Source organism: Rhodoferax sp. ZS1R8 (assembly GCF_056521325.1).
Genome location: NZ_JBWMBA010000001.1, coordinates 258,246 through 277,258, shown reverse-complemented (window position 1 = coordinate 277,258; position 19,013 = coordinate 258,246). Strand labels below are relative to the sequence as shown.

General features: G+C 61.1%; 10 protein-coding genes and 1 pseudogene. 3 read left to right on the top strand and 8 right to left on the bottom strand.

The window, feature by feature from the left end; genetic code table 11:
- Positions 1 to 14: 14 nt before the first annotated feature.
- From cuyB to AC097P_RS01275, 5 genes are all read right to left on the bottom strand, one after another.
- A complete protein-coding gene (gene cuyB, locus AC097P_RS01295; protein ID WP_479608554.1) occupies positions 15 to 731 on the bottom strand; it encodes a cysteate racemase in 717 nt (238 codons plus the stop codon).
- The gene (locus AC097P_RS01290) at positions 731 to 2,032 is read right to left on the bottom strand and encodes a dicarboxylate/amino acid:cation symporter (RefSeq protein ID WP_479608553.1); all 1,302 of its coding nucleotides are present in this window, start codon (positions 2,030 to 2,032) and stop codon (positions 731 to 733) included. Before AC097P_RS01290 ends, cuyB begins: the two co-directional genes overlap by 1 nt.
- A gap of 21 nt (positions 2,033 to 2,053) precedes the next feature.
- Entirely contained in the window at positions 2,054 to 2,878 is an 825-nt protein-coding gene (locus tag AC097P_RS01285) for a substrate-binding periplasmic protein (RefSeq protein ID WP_479608552.1), read from the bottom strand.
- Positions 2,879 to 2,902: 24 nt separating this feature from the next.
- Positions 2,903 to 5,017, bottom strand: coding sequence for an adenylate/guanylate cyclase domain-containing protein (locus tag AC097P_RS01280; RefSeq protein WP_479608551.1), 2,115 nt, complete (start codon positions 5,015 to 5,017; stop codon positions 2,903 to 2,905).
- 66 nt (positions 5,018 to 5,083) lie between these two features.
- A complete protein-coding gene (locus tag AC097P_RS01275) occupies positions 5,084 to 9,805 on the bottom strand; it encodes a response regulator (protein WP_479608550.1) in 4,722 nt (1,573 codons plus the stop codon).
- 92 nt (positions 9,806 to 9,897) lie between these two features.
- On the opposite strand from AC097P_RS01275, the gene AC097P_RS01270 reads away from it, so the two are divergent.
- Positions 9,898 to 12,714 (top strand): M16 family metallopeptidase, encoded by a 2,817-nt coding sequence (locus AC097P_RS01270; protein ID WP_479608549.1) that lies wholly within the window; start codon positions 9,898 to 9,900, stop codon positions 12,712 to 12,714.
- Between the two features lie 10 nt (positions 12,715 to 12,724).
- Here the strand turns inward: AC097P_RS01270 and AC097P_RS01265 are convergent, their stop codons facing one another.
- The 3 genes from AC097P_RS01265 to AC097P_RS01255 all read right to left on the bottom strand — a co-directional run bounded on the left by AC097P_RS01265 (position 12,725) and on the right by AC097P_RS01255 (position 15,820).
- Positions 12,725 to 13,804, bottom strand: coding sequence for an alpha/beta hydrolase (locus AC097P_RS01265; protein ID WP_479608548.1), 1,080 nt, complete (start codon positions 13,802 to 13,804; stop codon positions 12,725 to 12,727).
- 75 nt (positions 13,805 to 13,879) lie between these two features.
- Positions 13,880 to 14,797: an arginase gene (rocF, locus tag AC097P_RS01260; protein ID WP_479608547.1), complete on the bottom strand. Its 918-nt coding sequence runs from the start codon at positions 14,795 to 14,797 to the stop codon at positions 13,880 to 13,882.
- Between the two features lie 15 nt (positions 14,798 to 14,812).
- Complete coding sequence (locus tag AC097P_RS01255) at positions 14,813 to 15,820, bottom strand: asparaginase (RefSeq protein WP_479608546.1); 1,008 nt, start codon at positions 15,818 to 15,820, stop codon at positions 14,813 to 14,815.
- Between the two features lie 97 nt (positions 15,821 to 15,917).
- Between AC097P_RS01255 and AC097P_RS01250 the strand changes: the two are divergent.
- Together AC097P_RS01250 and AC097P_RS01245 are read left to right on the top strand one after the other, a co-directional pair.
- Positions 15,918 to 17,735: pseudogene (locus AC097P_RS01250) on the top strand (carboxyl transferase domain-containing protein); the annotation flags it as partial.
- A gap of 72 nt (positions 17,736 to 17,807) precedes the next feature.
- Complete coding sequence (locus AC097P_RS01245) at positions 17,808 to 18,935, top strand: aminotransferase class V-fold PLP-dependent enzyme (protein WP_479608545.1); 1,128 nt, start codon at positions 17,808 to 17,810, stop codon at positions 18,933 to 18,935.
- Positions 18,936 to 19,013 lie beyond the last annotated feature (78 nt).

Genomic DNA, 19,013 nt, shown 5'->3' with positions numbered 1-19,013 from the left:
GGGCGATCCGCCGCTTACAAATAGCCCAGCCTGCGCAGACTGGCGGTAGCCAACGCGAGCGACGTGTCAATCGCCTGGATCTCGCTGTGCGGATCACCGGCCCGCGCGACGTAAGCGATAGGTAGTTCCGTACAGCCCAGGATGGTAGTTTTCACGCCGCGTGCGGCCAACGTTTTCAGCAGCCCGCGCATGCTGTCGCGTGCGGGGCCCACCCGCGCGCCCTTGACGTCGTGGATGATCTGGTCAACAACGGCCTGCTCGTCTTCGGTGATGACCGCCAGCTCAAAACCTTTGGCCAGCAGCCGTTTGCCATATATACCTGCCTGCACCGTTCCACGCGTCGCGAGAATGGCGATAGCACCTAAAGGTCCCTCCAGGCGTTGCAACTCCTCGATTGCGGCGTCTGCGATATGCAAAATGGGCGCACTGGATGCCGCTTGCATTTGGTCGAACCAGAAGTGGCTGGTATTGCAGGGTATTGCAATCAGCTGCGTACTCTGCGCGGCAAGCCATGCCACGCCTTTGATCAGGTAGGGGGCCGGGCCGTCGTTGCCGGCCTTGATGGCGGCGCTGCGGTCGGGTATTCCCGGCTGGCTAACGGTGACCCAGGGAACGTGGTCCTGGTCGCGGGTGGACGGGGTCAAGCGCGTCAACTTGCCGAGAAAGTCCACCGTGGCCAGCGGCCCCATGCCCCCCAGGATGCCCAATACTGCCTGTTGCTGGGTGTCCATCAAGCGCTGCGGGCCATCAACTGATCGTCACCCTCTACCTGGTCCGCCAGCGGCGTGATCAGGGCCACCAGCGCATTGATGGACAACACCAGCAGCACGGTGCGCAACGTATCGCAGATGGGTTCTACGGCAACAAACAGCACGAAGGCCGCCTCAAAGGGCAGTCCCAGCAGCGAGCAGACGATGGTGGTTTGCGAGATAGTCACTATGCCGTTCATGCCCGTGGACGAGAACCCGGCAATCAACGAGGCGAACAGGATCAGCAGGTAGTCCGTTGTAGCAAGGTCTCGACCATACAGCTGGGCAATGAAAACGGTGGCCATGCAGTAGTACAGAACCGGACCCACCCGAAACAATGCCGTTCCCAGGGGCACCAACAGCTCGGTAATGGGCTTGTCGAAGCCCAGCTTGTCGACCATGGCGATCAGCATGGACGGCATGCATGAAGCGCTGTTGCGCGTGGCCACAGCGAGGAAGAACGGCCCTTGCTGCGATGCGACCGTGTCGGACAGCTTGCGCCCGGACTTTCGCCAGATGATGAGCACGCATCCCAGCAGCAAGATCGCGGTGACTGCGCCAAAGGCATAGATGAACTGCACCATGACCTTGAAGGGCTCGAACCCGGTGTTGGCGATTTGGTCGGCAGCCAGCGAGAACGAGGCAATAGGCAGCACATACAGCAACCAGGTGGTCAGCTTCTGGCAGGCTCTGAAAACGACTTCGCAGCCCTCAAGAAACCCAATAGCCGTGTCGGCCGGAGACTTGGTTAGCGCAAAGCCAAACAACAGCGCAAAGAACAGGGTCTTGAGCGTGTCGCCCACCGACAGCGCGCTGAAAATGTTGTTGGGGATCATGCGCGACATCAGCTTGATCAGCATCCCGTCGTTCTTGTCCGTGGCCACCGGCGACAGCAGGTTGATGCTGCTTTCCACCCCACTGATGTCCGACTGCACCAGCTTGCCGAAGGCTTGCATCGTGTTCTGGTCCATGTTGGTACCCGGCTTCACGGCGTACATGTAGGCGAGACCCACAACCCCGGCCAGCGTCATACCTGCAATCAGGCACACCACGATGCGCGCCACATAACGGGACGCCTTAGGGTTGCTGGCCAGCCGGTTGATACTGACAATGACGGCCGAGACGAGGAAGGGCAGGATCACCATCTTCAACAAGTCGACATAGATGTCGCCAATGAATTTGAGCCCTTTGGCGAGTTCCGGTGTGTAGACCCCGGTGACGATGCCCAATGCAATTGAGCCGACGATGGCCACCGGATGGGTGGCAAGTTTTTTCAGTTCCATGGTGCGCGCCTGATGTGTCGGTCAATTGAGGAATTTCTCATACTTGGTCAATATCTGCTCTGAGGTGTATTTGACGTTCTTTTGTTCGAGAAACAGGTTGAGGAAATTCAGCAGCAAATAGTTGTTGCGGTTGACGGCAATGCCAATAGTGTCCTTGATGTCCTCGATCATGACGGAGCGCACGGTAAGGACCAGATCGGGCTTGACCTTGAAGATGCGTTTAACCTCGAAAGCATCTCTGTAGGCCATGGTCACCGTGCCCTTGGCCACTGCTTCCACGACCTGGTCCCAGGTCTCAAACTCCACGATTTTGGCCCGGGGGAAATAGGTTTTGGCGAAGCCGACGAAAGACGAGTTGGCAATCACGCCCACCGTGTCGCTGTAGTTTTGCATCACCTCTGCGACCGGCTTGCCCCCAGAAATCTGGGCGAAGCGCAGACGGTTGACCAGCATGGCGTGGGGCAGCGTGATATAGGGTGTACTGAACAGAACGGTTTGAGAGCGCGCGAGGGTGCGGCTGATCTTGGCGGCCGACATGTCGGCCTGGTCATCGGCCACCAACTTGACCGCGTCGTTGAAGCTCTTGCCACTGCGATTGAAGACCGCCTCTACGCCCAAGGCTTCGGCGACGGCTTTGGACAAATCAATGTCCAAACCCTTGAGCTCGCCGCGCTCCTCAAAAAAGAAGGGCGGGTTACGCTGGTCCGGAATCGCGACGATCAACTTGCCACTGGCTTTGATTTCTGCCATTTCGCGCGCACAAATGTTCCCTACGCTCAGCAGCAGCACCAGGGTCGACAGCACAAGTCGCCAGGTGGCGTGTTGGGATGGGATGCGGATAGTCATTTTGGGGTCTCGCAAGTTCGGTTCTCAGTGTCGGTGAAACGCTTTGTTGATGGCTGTGTCGCTCTTTTCCATCATTCTGCGTGCAACAAGGTCATGGGGAAATTTCTCAAGGATGGCCGCGTAAGCCGCTTGTGCCTGCACGTAGGCTTCTTCGGCGTACAGGGCGTAGGCCGCCGTTGTCATATTGCACAGGTTGATTTCATCTTGCGTGGCGCACACCTCTTCGTCGCCGTCGCGAATGGCCAGCAATTCGTAAATCAACAGTTCGCCTTTGCGGCCTTTGACGGTGACGGTGTCGATGGGGCGCAGCCAGAGGCGCTCTCCGGCCTCGCGGAATACCGCCTGGCTGATACAAACCCACGTTCCCATTTCCTTGTTGATGCCTTCCAGGCGCGCGGCCACGTTCACCCCGTCACCCATCACGGTGTAGCTGACCCGCTCGGCGGAGCCCACATTGCCGACCAGCACGGCGTCGCTGTGGATGCCGATGCGTACCTTCAACGGGGGCAGGTCGCGTGCTGCCCAATCACGGTTGCGTATGGCCATGCGCCGTTGCGAGCGCACGGCGGCTACGCACGCCAGGTAGGCGTGGCTGTCAACGCGGTTGGGTGCACCCCAAAATGCCATGACCGCATCGCCAATGTACTTGTCGACGGTGCCGCGCTCGCGCTCGATAGCGCTGGTCACGCTGGAGAAGTAGTCTGACACGCGGGCCAGCAATTGCTGGGAGGGTTCAGACTCGGACAACGTCGAGAAACCCTCCAGGTCCGTAAAGAACAAAGTCAGGTAGCGACTTTCCACACCCAGCTTGGTGCCTTGCCCCGATTCGATCAGCTGTTGCACAAGGCCCCGTGGAACATAAGATGTGAAGGATTTGAGTGCGCGGGTCAACAGATAGACGGCCTTGGCCAAATGGTCGATCTCTGCCACGCGCGACGTCACGGTCTCCGCGTCGGAGAAGCGGAATGCCCGGATGTTGGATACCTCGTCCGCCAGGATTTCCATCGGCCGGGAGATGGCCTTGGACAGCCTGTAGATAAGAACGAGTTGCAGACAAAAGGCCAGCACGCCAAAGATCAATAACCTTCGGTTCGTATTCTTGACCACGCCGACGAAGTCATCGGTGGGTGTGAGTATCAACAGCTCCCATGGCTTATTGAAGTCCTTGGGGAAGGGGGAGAATGTGACGATGTACTCGGTGTTGTCCGGTCCGGCGGTGAAGTGGAAGCGGTCCTTGCCGCTGCGCAATCTCTCACCCAACGCCGCCAGTACGCGTGAATCCCCCAGCTTGTCGAGCCGGTTTTGAACCAGTACGCCTCCCTTTTGCACCACGCCCATCTCCAGCTCGGGGTGGGCGATGACGCCACCGCTTTCGTCAGCCATGATGGTGACGCTGTTAGCCGTGACCCGGTTGTCGGACAGGTAGTTCGACAGGGTTTTAAGCGTCAGGTCGACCGCGAACACGCCCACGACGCCTGCGTCGCTCACGATCGGCGCCGCGACCGTGATTCCCAATTCACCTGAGCTTGCAAACGGGTAGACGTCAGACACGGTGAGCGTCCTCTGCCGGATGGCATCCTTGTAATAGGCACGCGTGCGCGGGTCGTACGCGGCCGGGCCTACATCACTGCCTATGACGTTGCGCCAGTCTGAGTGGAAACGGTAGACGTCGGGCGTTGTGCCGTTGGCGGATTTTTTGCGGGTGTCTATGTACCGATCGATGATTCGCGTATCCGTTGCTATGGGCTTGTCCAGCACAGTCTTGCCCTTCACGGCCCGGCGAACCTGGCGGAAAGAGCCATCCTCAAAAGCAGCATAGGCTGCATAAACGGCCTCGTTGGACGCGACAATTTCGTGCAGGTAGTCGATGGACGAGTCTTCTCGAAAATAGTCTGGCTTGTCACGCATCAAGGTGCCCGCCGAACGTGCCGAGCTGATGATCGGGTTAAGCAGCCGGGTGGCGTTGTTAATGTTGTCTTTGATGGACTTTTCGATGAATTTTTCGGAGTAGTCCTCTATCACCAGCGTATTGGATCGGTAGCCGACGAAGACAAAAATTGCCATGACCGGCAGGGTCAGCAGCACAAATAACCAGCTAATGGTGATGTGCAGCTTGATGTTTCTGGTGTAAGTGGACATGCAAATAGGCGCCGTCAGTCGTGCAGTTGATCTGCAACTATAGGGGAATTCTCAGAGCGATCAGCATCATTCTGGACCGCCGCCATGGATCGCTGCAATGAGAATGTCGCACTGCGCAGCACCCTTCGCGAAGTCAAAATCCCGTATGGCTTCGTCCAGATCGTTGAAGCCCTGCTCCCATGGCGTGGCAGGGACCGCATGCAGCCGGGCGTGTACCTCCAGAGCCTCCATGTCTGATTGCATCAGCAGGGCCTGCAACTCCCGTAGTATCGCCACCACATCCAGCCTGGCCAGCGGTTCAGGGCTGCGAGGATGGGGTTGCGCACCGTATTGATCGAGCAGTGGTTCCATAGCGCGCTGGGTATCTTCCATCGCCTCCGCCACACGCACGCAAAGGTGCTCGCGTTGCTGGCGCGTGCCCGCATTTCGCAGCTCAATTTCAGCGGCCTGGGCTCTAGCTGACATATGGGTCGCTCCCACGGTTGCGGAGACGCCTTTCAGCGCGTGCAGCAACTCTGTTGCACCTGCCACATCTTCGCGCTGCAGCAGCTCCAACAGCTGCGAGGATTGGTGCGGCAATTCTTCCAGATACGAACGCAGAACCGTGGCATAGAGCGCCCTGTTGCCGCCCAGGCGGGCGATGGCCCCGTCTACATCCGGTTTGTCCGGCACAGGTGTCGGGGCTGCAACCACCTCTGCCGGCGCAGGTAAGCCCAGCGTGGCTGCCAGCGGCCGCGGCGGGTTGTTGCTAGCGCTGCGTCTGACGTGCGAGCGCAATACCTCCACGAGGTGGTTCAGGTCAAAGGGTTTGCCAATGTGGTCGTTCATTCCCGATTTCAAACATGCTTCACGGTCTGCCGCCATGGCGTTGGCGGTCATCGCAATGACAGGTAGCGTCGACAGACCCAAGGTCTCGCGTATGGCACGTGTGGCCGCATGCCCGTCCATGACCGGCATCTGCAGATCCATCAGCACCGCATGAAAGGGTGGCTCTGCACAGGCGATGGCATCCACACCGAGTTGCCCGTTGTCGGCGATGCAGACGCTGGCACCCTCCTCGGTCAGAAGTTCGCGGGCGACCTGTTGGTTGATCAGATTGTCTTCAACAACCAGCAGTCGCATGCCCTCCAGACGACCCATCCGGTCGGACCGTGTCCTTGGCCGTGCGCGCAAATTGCTGACACCAGCGCGGGCTCCTACGATGGTGTCGGAGAGCATGGACGCAGTTATCGGTTTGATCAAAAACGCGTTGAGCAGCGACTGTTCATGGGCGCTGCGCTGGGACAGCATGTCGCGTCCATGCGCCGTCACCATAACGGTAATCGGGCTGATGGCTTGATAACCCATCTCGCGCACCCTGGCAACGGTCTCCCATCCATCCATATCCGGCATCAGCCAGTCGACAAACATGGCGTCGTAAGGACGCTGCAGTGCCTTGACCCGCGCAGCTACCATGTCCAGCGCAAGGGCTCCGCCGCTGGCAATATCCACCTTCCAGCCCAATGACCGGGCCATCGCAGCAAGCAGTTCACATGCCACCGGGTTGTCGTCCACGATCAGGACCTGCATCGAACTATCCAGGTTTGCCGGTGGCGCTATAGGGTCGCCAGGCACCTCTCGCGCGGTAGCGAACTCCACGCTGAAGTGAAACGTGGTTCCGCGGTTTGGCACGCTGTCTATTTCCAAGCTGCCACCCATCAGTTCAACCAAACGCCTGCAAATGGACAAACCCAGCCCAGTACCGCCGAAGCGGCGCGTCGTGGAGGCCTCGGCCTGCGAAAACCCGTCGAAGATGTGCGTCAAATGTTGGGGGGCGATACCAATGCCGGTGTCGCTGACAGCGATGCGCAGCCGCGTGTGTTCGCCGCTGCGCTCCACAACCCTGAATTGCACCACCACCTCACCGCGGTCAGTGAATTTGATGGCATTGCCGCCGAGGTTGATGAGCACCTGCTGCAAGCGCATCGCGTCTCCCACGATGACTTGGGGCATGGCAGGATCGACGTCAAACAAAACCTCAACCGGTTTTACGCCGACGTTGGCCGACAGGATCACGGAGAGGTCACGCAGCAGCCGGTCCATGCGAAATGGCTGGGGATCCAGGCCCATCTTGCCGGCCTCGATCTTGGAGAAATCCAGCACGTCATTGAGCAACCCCAGCAATGACTTGGCAGCCCCTTCGGCCTTGGTCGCGTAGTCCAGCTGTCGTGTCGTCAGCTCTGTATTGTGCAAGAGCTTGAGCATGCCCAAGATGGCGTTCATCGGGGTGCGAATCTCATGGCTCATGTTCGCTACGAACTGGCTCTTGGAGCGCGAGGCCTCCTGCGCCGCTTCAGTCGCCCGGGTGAGTTCGGTGATATCCGTGTACGTCGTGACAAAGCCGCCATCGGGCATGGGCGCACCGCGCACCTCCAGCGTCCGGCCGTCCCCCCGCTGGCGCTGGAAGCGGTGCGCCTGCGCCGAGCGGGCCCGGGCCACGATGTCCTTGACAATGGAATCCTGGTCGCCGGCACCGTATTCGCCCCGCGCCGCATTGAAGCGGATGATGGACTCGAAGGATGTGACCTCGCCGGCAAACAACGTGTCCGGAAAGTCGAGCAGGGTCCGAAAAAGCGGGTTGTCCACGACCATGTTGAGCTTGCTGTCCATCACGCTGAGCCCCACCGGGATATTCTCCAGAATGTTCTTCATCAACACGTTTTTTTGGCGGACCTCTTCCTCCAGTTTGTGACGTTGCGAAATGTCCTGGAAGATACCCACCAATCGGATGCGTTTGCCATCCCGGTATTCGGCCTCAGCCGCGCAGCGAACCCAGATGCGCCTGGCCATGGCGGTGATCAAGGGCAGCTCAAGGTCCCAAGGCCTGCCGGTCTTCTTTGCGTTTTCAATCGCGGATGTAATCTCGCTCCGTGCCTCGGGGGCAAAGAAGGCGATCGACTCCTCCAGCGTAGGTGTGTAGCCCTTCACAACATCGTGAATATGGCAGGTCTGGTCAGACCAGGTAATACCGCCCAGCTCCAGATCGTATTGCCACCGACCGATACCCGCAATGCGCCCGGCGCGCGCCAAAAAGGCCGCGCTGTCGCGAAGGCTTGCCGCCTGTTCCCGGCGTTCAAACTCTGCACGCTTGGCTTCGGTTATGTCCAGCGCAATGCCGTAAATCCATTCCGGTGCTCCGTCGGCGGTATGCGTGCACACGCGTCCACGCGTCAGGTGCCAGCGCCAATGCCCATCCTTGTGGCGCAATCGACCTTCAAATTCATACGCTTCGCGCTGACCGGCGAGGTGCTCCTGCAGGTTGACGCTGGCTGCCAGCAGATCGTCTGGGTGTACGCAGTTGCGCCAGAGCTTGTTCGGGTCACCCGACACTTCCTCCAGTGTGTAGCCCAACATTTCCGCCCAGCGCGCATTCACAATGGCCTGATCCGTCTGGTGGTTCCATTCCCAAGTACCCGCGCGGGTGCCGGTGATAATGTTGTTCAGACGCTGGCGCTCAGCGTCCAGCACCTGTCGGGCCTGCTTGTTGGCGGTGACGTCGGTGCGAATCGAGATGTATTTCTCTATGCCGTGAACGCCGAAGTAGGGGGCTATCACCGTGTCCACCCAGTAGAGTGAGCCGTCCTTGGCGCGGTTGCACACCTCGCCCCGCCATACGTGTCCGCTGGAAATGGTTGTCCACACCGTCTTCCAGTAGCCGTCCGGTTGCGTGCCGGAATTGAGCATGCGGTGGTTCTGCCCCACCAGTTCCGCATTGCTGTAGCCGCTGACCTGCGTGAACATATCGTTGGCGTGCGTGATGCGTCCTGCGGTGTCTGTGGTTGACACAATAAAGTGCGTGTCGATTGCTTCCATCAACGTCTGGGACTCGCGCAAAGACTCCAACCGTTCGGCCTGCGCCTGACGGCGTTCTGCGTCCATATTGTCCAGATTGACTTGCGTTTGTGCCAGTCGGCCCAGCACGCTGGCCTCCATGCCTTCCTGTACCGCGATGGGCGTGGAGAAATCACCCTGTCCCATGCGCGTGATATGCGCGTAGATGGCCTCCAGCGGCCCTCCCAAGGTGGCGCGCATGGCCCAACGTGTGCGTACCAGCATGCCCAACAACAACAGTCCGCTAGCGATAAGCCCGTACCGTAGAGCGGTAGCCCTGTCCTGGGCCACCTGGGCGTCCATGCGTGTTCGCTCATCCACCATGGCAACGAAATCCCGAATGGGACGCATGACTTCGGCCTTGCTCTGGTGGTAGGGCCCATCAAATAACCGCGACGACGCAGCGGCGCTGCCACGCAGCAGGTCTGCACCGCTTGCGTCAAATGACGCCATGGCAGACAGTTCAGTCTGGATCAGTCGATCGAACTGGGCCTTGGCCTGGCTCAATTTCTCCTGCTCCTGTTGCGTTGCGCCCGCTTCGTGTGCTCGCTCCAGCAGGCTGACTGCCGCTCCCAGAACGCTGTGGGGGGCCATCTTGGGGTTGCGGACATCGTCCCAGTAAATGTCCTGGTAGTCCAACGGGCGCGGCTGACGTCCGTCGCACACAGCTGCGATGTACAGGTGATGGCTTTTGTAGCGTGGGTCCCCGGTGGCAATGTAGGTACGCGCCATGCGGGTCAGTTCATCAGAGGAAAGGCGCAACTCGTCGGCCAGGCGAACCAGCCGGTAGCGCCGCGCGTCAGCGCTGTGGAAGATGCTTTCCTGCGCCATGTAGGCAAGGAACAGCGCCGCCATGGCCACCACCAGGCCTGCTGTAAGCCATACGTTGCGGGAGAACGGGGACCGTTGTAGGAGCATTTACGCAGCCGATCCAGGCGTTGGGGGTGGGTGAATCACATTCTACGCATGGCTACTGCTAAGCTTTGGGGATTATCACCAACGGGAAAAACATGGCATCTACGCTCATCCGGAACCTGTGCACAACCGTAGCGCTACTTGCCAGCGCCTGGAGTGTGCAGGCCGCGCTCAATTTGTCCGATGCGCTGCCCACCAGCCCCGAGGTCACGGTGGGGCAGTTGCCCAATGGCTTGCGCTACTACATTCAGAAGAACAACCGTCCCGAGAAACGACTCGAACTGCGCCTTGTCGTCAAGGCCGGGTCTATCCTGGAAGATGAAGACCAACTCGGCCTGGCCCATGTGGTGGAGCACATGGCGTTCAATGGCTCCACCAACTTCAAGAAGCATGAGTTGGTGTCCTACCTGCAATCCATTGGTCTGAAATTCGGTGCGGACCTGAATGCATACACCAGCTTCAACGAGACGGTGTACATCCTGCCCATCCCGACCGAGAACCCCGAGAACGTCAAAAAAGGCTTTTTGGTGCTACAGGACTGGGCACAGGGCGTCAGCTTCAATGACGCCGATACTGACCTCGAACGCTCCATCGTGCTTGAGGAATTGCGCCTGGGAAAGGGAGCGCAGGACCGCATGAACAAAGTCCTCATGCCCAAGATATTCAGCGGATCCCTTTACGCCAAGCGCCTGCCCATTGGCACGGAGGAGAGCCTGAAAGGTTTTCACCACGATGCCATCAAGCGCTTTTACAAAGACTGGTACCGCCCCAACCTGATGGCGGTGGTGGTAGTGGGCGACATTGAGCCCGCCACTGCCAAGGCTCTGGTGGAAACCCATTTTGGCGCTTTGAAAAACCCCCAGAACGAGCGGCCCCGCCTGTACCCCACGCTGGCGGCACGCACTGACTCGGAGGCCGTTGTCGTGACCGACAAGGAAGCCACCAGAAACGCAATGATGATCCGCTACCCCGTGCAACCCGCGCGGACCGTACGTACGTTGGGCGACTACCGCCAGTCCATGGTGGAGAACCTGTTTGGCACCATGCTGGGGCAACGTATGCAAGAGTTGACCCAGCAGGCCACCCCACCGTTTGTGGGCGGTGGCAGCGGCGTGGGTCGTTTGGTGCCGGGCTATCGAACCTTCAGCTCAAGCGCAGTGTTGGGGCGCCAGGGCGTGGTGCCTGCAGTCGATGCGCTGGTGCAGGAAAACGAACGTGCACGGCAGTTCGGGTTTTCCGCCGCTGAGCTGGATCGCAGCAAGAAGACCCTGCTGCGCAACACGGAGCAGGCCTACGCTGAGCGCGAGAAGACAGACTCCGCGCGTTACGCTGCCGAATACCTGCGTAACTTTTTGGAGCAGGAAGCCATTCCCGGTATTGGCAGCGAGCTCGCCTATGCGCGGGAGCTGCTGCCCACCATCACGCTAGCCGACGTCAACGGTTTTGCGCAGACGGTGATCCCGGAGAAATCGGCCAAGCTGGTTGCCTACACCGGCAACGAGGGTGCCGAAAGTACCACGCCTACCGAGGCTCAACTGCTGACCAGTGTCAGCCAGGCGGAGCAGCGCACCGTCAGCGCCCGGGTTGAGAAAGCCGTGGCCACCCAATTGATGGCCAAGCTGCCCACCGCGGGCAGCATCGTCGCCGAGCGGCGCAATGCCGCACTTGGAACCACCGAGTGGGACCTGTCCAACGGGCTTAAGGTCATCCTCAAACCTACGGACTTCAAAAACGACGAGATCATGATTGGCGCCAACCGCTTCGGTGGCCAGTCCCTGTATGGCCAGGCGGACATGTACAACGCGGCGATGGCCAGCTCCGTGGTCCAGGCGATGGGACTGGCGGACTTTGCGCCCACCGACTTGGAACGAACACTGGCCGGCAAGGTGACCTCGGTGAGTGCCGGTTTGGCCGGATTCAACGAGGCTGTCGTTGCTTCATCCAGCAACGCCGATCTGGAGACTACGCTTCAACTGTTGAGCATGAAGTTTGCACCCCCCAGGCGCGACGCCGACCTGTACCAATCTTTTGTGTCCCGCTCGCAGGATGCGGCTCGCAATGCGATGGCGCGCCCCGAGTCTGTGTTTTTTGATGCGGTGCAGACCACGCTGTTCAACAACCACCCGCGCCTGCTGCTCACGCCCAGGCCGGAAAACTTCAACCAGCTCGACATGGAGCGCATGCGCAGCATCTACCAGGAGCGTTTCTCCAGTGCCAAGGGCTTGACGTTTGTAATGGTTGGCAGCTTCTCCCCCGAGACAGCCAAGCCTCTGGTTGCACGCTACTTGGCCAGCCTGCCCACGCCAGATATTTCCACCGACTTCAAAGACCTGGGTATACGCCCTGTGACCGGGATCGTGAAGAAAGATGTGCGAGCCGGCACGGAGCCCAAGAGCCAGGTCTCCATCAACTTCACGGGTGCAGCGGCGTATTCTGACGAAGAGCAACTGCGGGTGAACGCGCTGGTCGAGGTGTTGAACATCAAGATCATCGACGTCTTGCGCGAGAAGCTCACGCTGATCTACGGCGGTGGCATGCGGGGTAACCTGGTGCGCACCCCGTATGAGCACTACCAACTGACGTTGACGCTGCCCTGTGCACCCGAAAACGTGGACAGGGTGATTACAGCTGCCTGGGAAGAGATCCGGAAAATCCAGGAGACGGGGGTCGAGGCTGCCGACTGGGCCAAGGTCAAGCAAAATTGGTTGACCACGCACCGCAAGAACCTTCGCGAAAATAGCTTCTGGGCGTCGCGCCTGCAGTCCGCAGCCCTGTATGGCACCGATCCAGCCAAAATTCTGGATTACGAAAACCAGCTGGCTGCCATCACGCTGGCAGACTTACAGACTGTCGCCAAGCGCTACCTGAAGGGTGACAACTATGTGCAGGTAGTCCAGTATCCCCAGAAGTAGAAATTCGTTCCTAGGCTAACCGGCGGGGCCGGGCCAGGAACTTTCGAATCTCATCAAAAGCTTGGCGGGCCTCGGCCAGATCGGGGTCGAAGATGTGCCACACATGCACCATGTTGCTCCAGGTTTGCAGCGTGACCGCGGAGCCTGCGGCCCGCGCCTTGTGGGTATAGCGCACGCTGTCATCGAGCAGCATTTCGACCTCGCTGGCCTGTATGAGCACGGGCGGCAGACCGGCCAGGTTACCAAAAATCGGTGACACCACCGGGTGGCTGGGGCGAATGCGCGTACGCAACCAATACAGCCCCAACAGTGCCGCGCGCGGCACCCATGACAGGGCGCCAAACGCCGGGCCCAGCATCGCGTCGCTGTGCAAGTTGGTGCGCAAGCTGGGGCTGCCCATCGTGCCATCGGTAGCGGGGGACAGGGCCACCGCAGCGTCTGGTGCGTGCAAGCCCTGGTCCCGAACCCAGGCGATCAATGACAGCGTCAGGTTTCCGCCGGCAGAGTCGCCGGCCACATACACGGCGCTGGCAGGGGCGACGCTGGTGGCGTCGTCCGGGCCGTGATCCAGCATCCAGCGGTAGCTGCTACGGCAATCTTCGATGCCATCCATGCGGCTGTGTTCGGGCATCAGCCGGTAGTCGATGGCTAACACGGCGCCGCCGGTGATTTCGGAAAAACGCGTGGTGATCGCGCGGTGGCTGCGCGCGCTGCCCATGACCCAGGCACCGCCATGGATGTACAGCGTACGGCGGCGGCTGTCAGCGCCGGGGGCGACCACCCATTCCGCTGGCACACCGCCAGCGTCTACGGGTATGAACTGCGCGTCAAATACGCGGTCTGCACTTAAATTGTCCATGTGCTTGCGCAACACGCGCAGTTGCTGCAGACGCGGTGCTTTCTTGGCGAGGGCGGAAGTGCGCTTCAGCGACGCGATGACAGCGCGCTGGTCTGCATTTCCTTTGGGCCCGCTGGAGAAACGGTGGTGATAGGTACATGCCTTACCGCCCGCCGGCGAGTCAAACGACTGCAACCCCTCCAACCGCGAACCCAAGCCCGGTACTACCGTATCCACTATCGATCGAATCAAATGCGTCTCCCGAAAAAGCACGCAGTGTCCGGTGAAAGGGTGGGCCAGGTCTGTGTGGGGCCACACGCACGGTGGTTATTTGCGCATCAGCGTGCTTTTGCCAAACAGCGACTCGATCAGGTCCACCGCCACCTCGGCCGTGCGGTTGCGTTCGTCCAGCGCGGGGTTGAGCTCCATGACGTCGAGCGATGCCAGGCGGCCGGTGTCGGCAATCATCTCCATGCACAACTGCGCCTCGCGGTAGTTGGGGCCGCCACGCACCGTGGTGCCCACGCCGGGGGCTATGGCAGGGTCCAGGAAGTCCACGTCAAAGCTCACATGCAGGTGGGTGTTGGCGTCCACCAGCGCCAATGCCAACTCCATCGCTGCGCGCATGCCCATCTCGTCGATGTAGCGCATGTCGAACACTTCCAGATCCATCTCGTGCACGAAACGTTTTTCGCCCTCGTCCACGCTGCGGATGCCGATCTGGCGTATCCACTTGGGCGAAATGGCCGGCACGTGGCCGCCGATTTCGATCAGCTCCTTGGGGCCATGGCCGCACAGGCAGGCTACCGGCATGCCGTGGAGGTTGCCGCTGGGCGTCAGCGTGTTGGTATTGAAGTCGGCATGCGCGTCCAGCCACAGGATTCGCAGCTTCTTGCCGGTGTCGCGGCAGTGGCGGGCCACGGCGCTGATCGAGCCTATGCCCAAGCAGTGGTCGCCGCCCAGCAGGATGGGCAGGCGGCCATCAGACAACTCGGCATACACCGCGTCGTGCACGGATTGGTTCCAGTGGGTGACTTCGGCCAGGTGGCGGTAGCCGTCCACTGGCGGTAACCAGGGGTTACTGGGGCCGACTACATTGCCCTTGTCGACTACGTCCAGGCCCTGCGCAGCAAGCACCGGGGCGATGTTGGCCACGCGCATGGCCTCGGGGCCCATGCTGGCGCCGCGGCTGCCCGCGCCGATGTCGGTGGGCGCGCCTATCAAGCTGATCTTGGTATTGGTCATGGTGGGGTGCAGTAATTAAGTTGTTTGTAGTTGAAAGGCCGGGCGGCGCTCGCCGACGTGGATGCCACGGGCGTTGACGATGGCTTGGGCGCGCCAGGGGCGCAGGGCCTCGCGTTGCGCGTCATTGAGCCAGCCCAGTTGTTCCATGACCTCGACGCTGGCGGCAAATAGCGCGGGCTTGTTGGCGTCGATGATCTTCAGCGCAAAGGCTTGACCGCGGGTGGTGCTGCCAACTACTTGCACGCCGTCGGCACCGACCTTGGTCACCCAGTCGCCATTACCGGCTTCCATAAATGCCTTGTCGTTGCGCCCGGTGCCGCTGACCAGATCTGGGTGGGCAGTCATCGCAGCGCTGAGCTGCGCAAAGCTGTTGCCAAACTGGCTGTCAAGCGCGCCACTGGCCAGGCGTGCATAGCCGTAGGCCAGGCGTGACAGAGGCATGGCGTAGTTGGGTGCAGAGCAGCCGTCCACACCCGCCTTCAGGTCGGCGGCATCCATGCCCACGACTTGGGCCACGTCGCGGCGAATCGCCTGTTGCAGCGGGTGATCGGGCGCCTCGTAGTTGTCCAGGCTTAAGCCATGCTGCACGCAGTAGGCGACAAAGCCTGCGTGCTTACCGCTACAGTTGTTGTAGCGCTCATCAAAGGTTTCACTCGGGCTGGGAGCCTTTCCGGCAATCTCGAAGTGGTAGGGCACGTGGCAACCGCAGCGCAGCACCTTGTAGGTTTGGCCAGCTTTCTCCAGCATCTGCTGCGCGGTCTGCACATGCATGGGCTCGCCATTGTGGCTGGCACACAGCAGCGCAACGTGCTCGGGCGTGAAGCCAAAGTGCTGCGGGCCGCCGGCCTCAACAAACGGCAGCGCCTGCAACGCTTTGAGCGTGGAGCGGGTAAAGGTCATCCAGTGCGGATCGCCGGCATGGGCCAGCAGTTTGCCCTGGGTGTCGACGACGGCGAGCGAGCCAAAGTGCTGGTTTTCCAACGTGCCGCCGCGGGTCATTTCTATCAGTGGGGTGTGTTGCATGCCGCGATTGTGGAGCAAATCGGATAGACCCTTTGCGGCTGTCGCTTGCTTGACCCGGCCGCATCGGGGCTTGCTCCACAATGCCGCCATGACCCACATCCGCTCCCCCTTGCAGGCTCAAGTTGTCCAATGGCTGGTTCAACGTGGCGACACCGTACGCGCAGGCGACGTGGTCGTGGTTCTGGAGGCGATGAAGATGGAGCACGAGGTGCGCGCCGAGCGGGAAGGCCGTGTCACCGAGCTGCTGTTTGCACCGGGCGAGATGGTCAATGCCGATGAGGTGCTATTGATTTCAGAGCGGCTTACGCACACTGCGCCAGGGCCAGAGCCCGAAAACACCCCAAACAATTCCGCCAACCCAGCGACAGAAGCAGATGCGCCGGGTGCCCCGCGAGCCGACCTGCAGAAACTACTGGAGCGTCAAGCCTTCACCTTGGATGCCAGCCGCCCCGAGGCGATGGCCAAGCGCCACGCCCTGGGCCTGCGCAGCGCCCGCGAAAACATTGCCGACCTGTGCGATGCCGGTACCTTCACCGAATACGGCGCCCTGGCCGTGGCCGCGCAGCGTAGCCGCCGCAGCGCCGAGGACCTTATCCAGAACACCCCCGCAGACGGCATGGTCACTGGCTTGGGTCAGGTCAACGGCCAGCCCATCGTCGCCATGGCCTACGACGCTACGGTGCTGGCCGGCACGCAGGGCGCGCGCAACCACCAGAAGACCGACCGCATGCTGGGCATTGCGCTACAAAACAAACTGCCGGTCGTATTGTTTGCCGAAGGCGGCGGTGGTCGGCCGGGCGATGTGGATGTGCCCATCGTTGCCGGGCTGAACATGGCCACGTTTGCCAGCTATGCGCGACTCAACGGCCAGGTTCCGGTGGTGGGTATCGCGGCAGGGCGTTGTTTTGCCGGCAACGCGGCACTGCTGGGGTGCAGTGATGTCATCATCGCCACAAAGTCCAGCAACATCGGCATGGGCGGCCCGGCCATGGTGGAGGGTGGTGGCCTGGGTGTGTTCAAACCCGAGCAGATTGGCCCATCCAGCGTGCAGCATGGCAATGGCGTCATTGACATTTTGGTGGACGACGAAGCGCAGGCCGTGGCCGCGGCGCGCCATTATTTGTCGTTCTTCCAGGGGCCTGCGACGGACTTCACCGCACCACCCGCGCTGGCTCTGCGCGATGTGGTGCCCGAGAACCGGCTGCGGGTCTACGACATCCGCACTGCGCTGCAGGGCGTTGCCGACGTGGGCTCGCTGCTGGAACTGCGCACCGGTTTCGGCAAAGGCATCCACACGGCGCTGGCCCGCGTGGAAGGTCGGCCCATAGGCCTGCTGGCCAACAACCCGCTGCACCTGGGCGGCGCCATAGACGCGGATGCCGCCGACAAGGCCGCGCGTTTCATGCAGCTGTGCAATGCCCACGGCCTGCCCATCGTCAGCCTGGTGGACACACCGGGCTTCATGGTCGGGCCGGACACCGAGGCCACGGCCCAGGTGCGGCACGTCAGCCGGCTGTTCATCGCCGCTGCGCACTTGCGTGTGCCCTTCCTGAGCGTGGTGCTGCGCAAGGGCTATGGTCTGGGCGCGATGGGCATGACGGCCGGTGGCTTCCATTCGCCGCTGTTCACCGTAGCCTGGCCCACCGGCGAGTTTGGCGCCATGGGGCTGGAAGGCGCGGTGCGGCTTGGCTTCAAGAAAGAACTGGAGGCCGTGCCCGAAGGACCCCAGCGCCAGGTCTTGTACGACCAACTGGTCGCCCGCCAATACGACAACGGCAGTGCGATGAACATGGCCGCCATGCTGGAGATTGATGCGGTGATCGACCCGGCGGACACCCGCGCCTGGTTGGTGCGCGGCTTGCAGGCCGGTCGGGTTGACCCCTCGGCCATAGGCCCCAGCATTGATACCTGGTAGGGGCGCTACGTGGGCTGTCGGCCCATGCTAAGCTGGTTGTCTGCCTAAAACCAAAGAGCCAAGGAGACCGCCATGCCCGGACTATTACCCCAGATCGACCCCGAGGGCCTGCTCGAATTTTCGGTGGTCTACACCGACCGCGCGCTAAACCACATGTCGCAGCGTTTCCAGGGCGTCATGAAGGACATTTCTGCGATCCTCAAAGAGGTCTACCACGCCAAGTCCGCCGTGCTGGTGCCCGGCAGTGGCACCTTTGGCATGGAGGCCGTGGCCCGCCAGTTCGCCACTGACAAGAAAACACTCGTCATCCGTAACGGCTGGTTCAGCTACCGCTGGACGCAAATTATGGACATGGGCCGCATCCCCAGCGCATCCACCGTGTTGAAGGCCCGCCGCGTGGGCGAGGGCAAACAGGCGCCGTGGATTCCGTGTCCCGTGGATGAAGTCGTGGCCACGATTGCACGCGAGAAGCCCGACGTGGTGTTCGCGCCGCATGTGGAGACCGCCGCCGGCATGATGCTGCCCGACGACTACCTGCGCGCCGTGTCTGATGCCGTGCATGCGGTGGGGGGCTTGTTTGTGCTGGACTGCATTGCGTCTGGCGCCATGTGGGTGGACATGCAAGCCACGGGTGTGGACGTGCTGGTCAGCGCGCCGCAAAAGGGCTGGAGCGGATCACCCTGCTGCGCGATGGTGTGCTTGAGCGAACGCGCTCGCGCCGCGATCGACGCCACCACCAGCACGAGCTTTGCCTGCGATTTGAAGAAGTGGCTGCAGATCATGGAAGCCTACGAAGGCGGCGCCCACATGTACCACGCCACCATGCCCACCGACGCTCTGACCCGCTTGCGCGAAGTGATGCAGGAGACGCGCAACTACGGATTTGAAAAGGTGCGGGCGGAGCAGATCGATCTGGGTGCCAAGGTGCGGGTCCTGTTTGAGAGCAAGGGCATCGTCAGCGTGGCGGCCGAAGGTTTCAAGGCGCCGGGCGTGGTCGTCAGCTACACCGAAGACCCAGGCATGCAAAATAGCAAGAAGTTTTTGGCGCAGGGCTTGCAGACCGCGGCTGGCGTGCCCCTGCAGTGTGATGAGCCTGCCGATTTCAGCACCTTCCGCGTGGGGCTGTTCGGGCTGGAGAAGCTGCACAACGTGGACCGGACGGTGGCGCAGTTGGCTGAGGCATTGGAGAAGATTGCGTAGCTTGGATCTGGGGTGGCGGTCCCAGATGTCTGCCGTTTGGGGTCGGTAGCAGTCATTTGTGCAAGTCTTCCAATCGAG

What these genes read in the sequence shown, in the direction of transcription:
- cuyB (WP_479608554.1), bottom strand. Translation starts at nt 731, where the DNA reads ATGGACACCCAGCAACAGGCAGTATTGGGCATCCTGGGGGGCATGGGG.
- AC097P_RS01280 (WP_479608551.1), bottom strand. Translation starts at nt 5,017, where the DNA reads ATGTCCACTTACACCAGAAACATCAAGCTGCACATCACCATTAGCTGG.
- AC097P_RS01275 (WP_479608550.1), bottom strand. Translation starts at nt 9,805, where the DNA reads ATGCTCCTACAACGGTCCCCGTTCTCCCGCAACGTATGGCTTACAGCA.
- AC097P_RS01255 (WP_479608546.1), bottom strand. Translation starts at nt 15,820, where the DNA reads ATGCAACACACCCCACTGATAGAAATGACCCGCGGCGGCACGTTGGAA.
- AC097P_RS01290 (WP_479608553.1), bottom strand. Translation starts at nt 2,032, where the DNA reads ATGGAACTGAAAAAACTTGCCACCCATCCGGTGGCCATCGTCGGCTCA.
- AC097P_RS01245 (WP_479608545.1), top strand. Translation starts at nt 17,808, where the DNA reads ATGCCCGGACTATTACCCCAGATCGACCCCGAGGGCCTGCTCGAATTT.
- rocF (WP_479608547.1), bottom strand. Translation starts at nt 14,797, where the DNA reads ATGACCAATACCAAGATCAGCTTGATAGGCGCGCCCACCGACATCGGC.
- AC097P_RS01285 (WP_479608552.1), bottom strand. Translation starts at nt 2,878, where the DNA reads ATGACTATCCGCATCCCATCCCAACACGCCACCTGGCGACTTGTGCTG.
- AC097P_RS01270 (WP_479608549.1), top strand. Translation starts at nt 9,898, where the DNA reads ATGGCATCTACGCTCATCCGGAACCTGTGCACAACCGTAGCGCTACTT.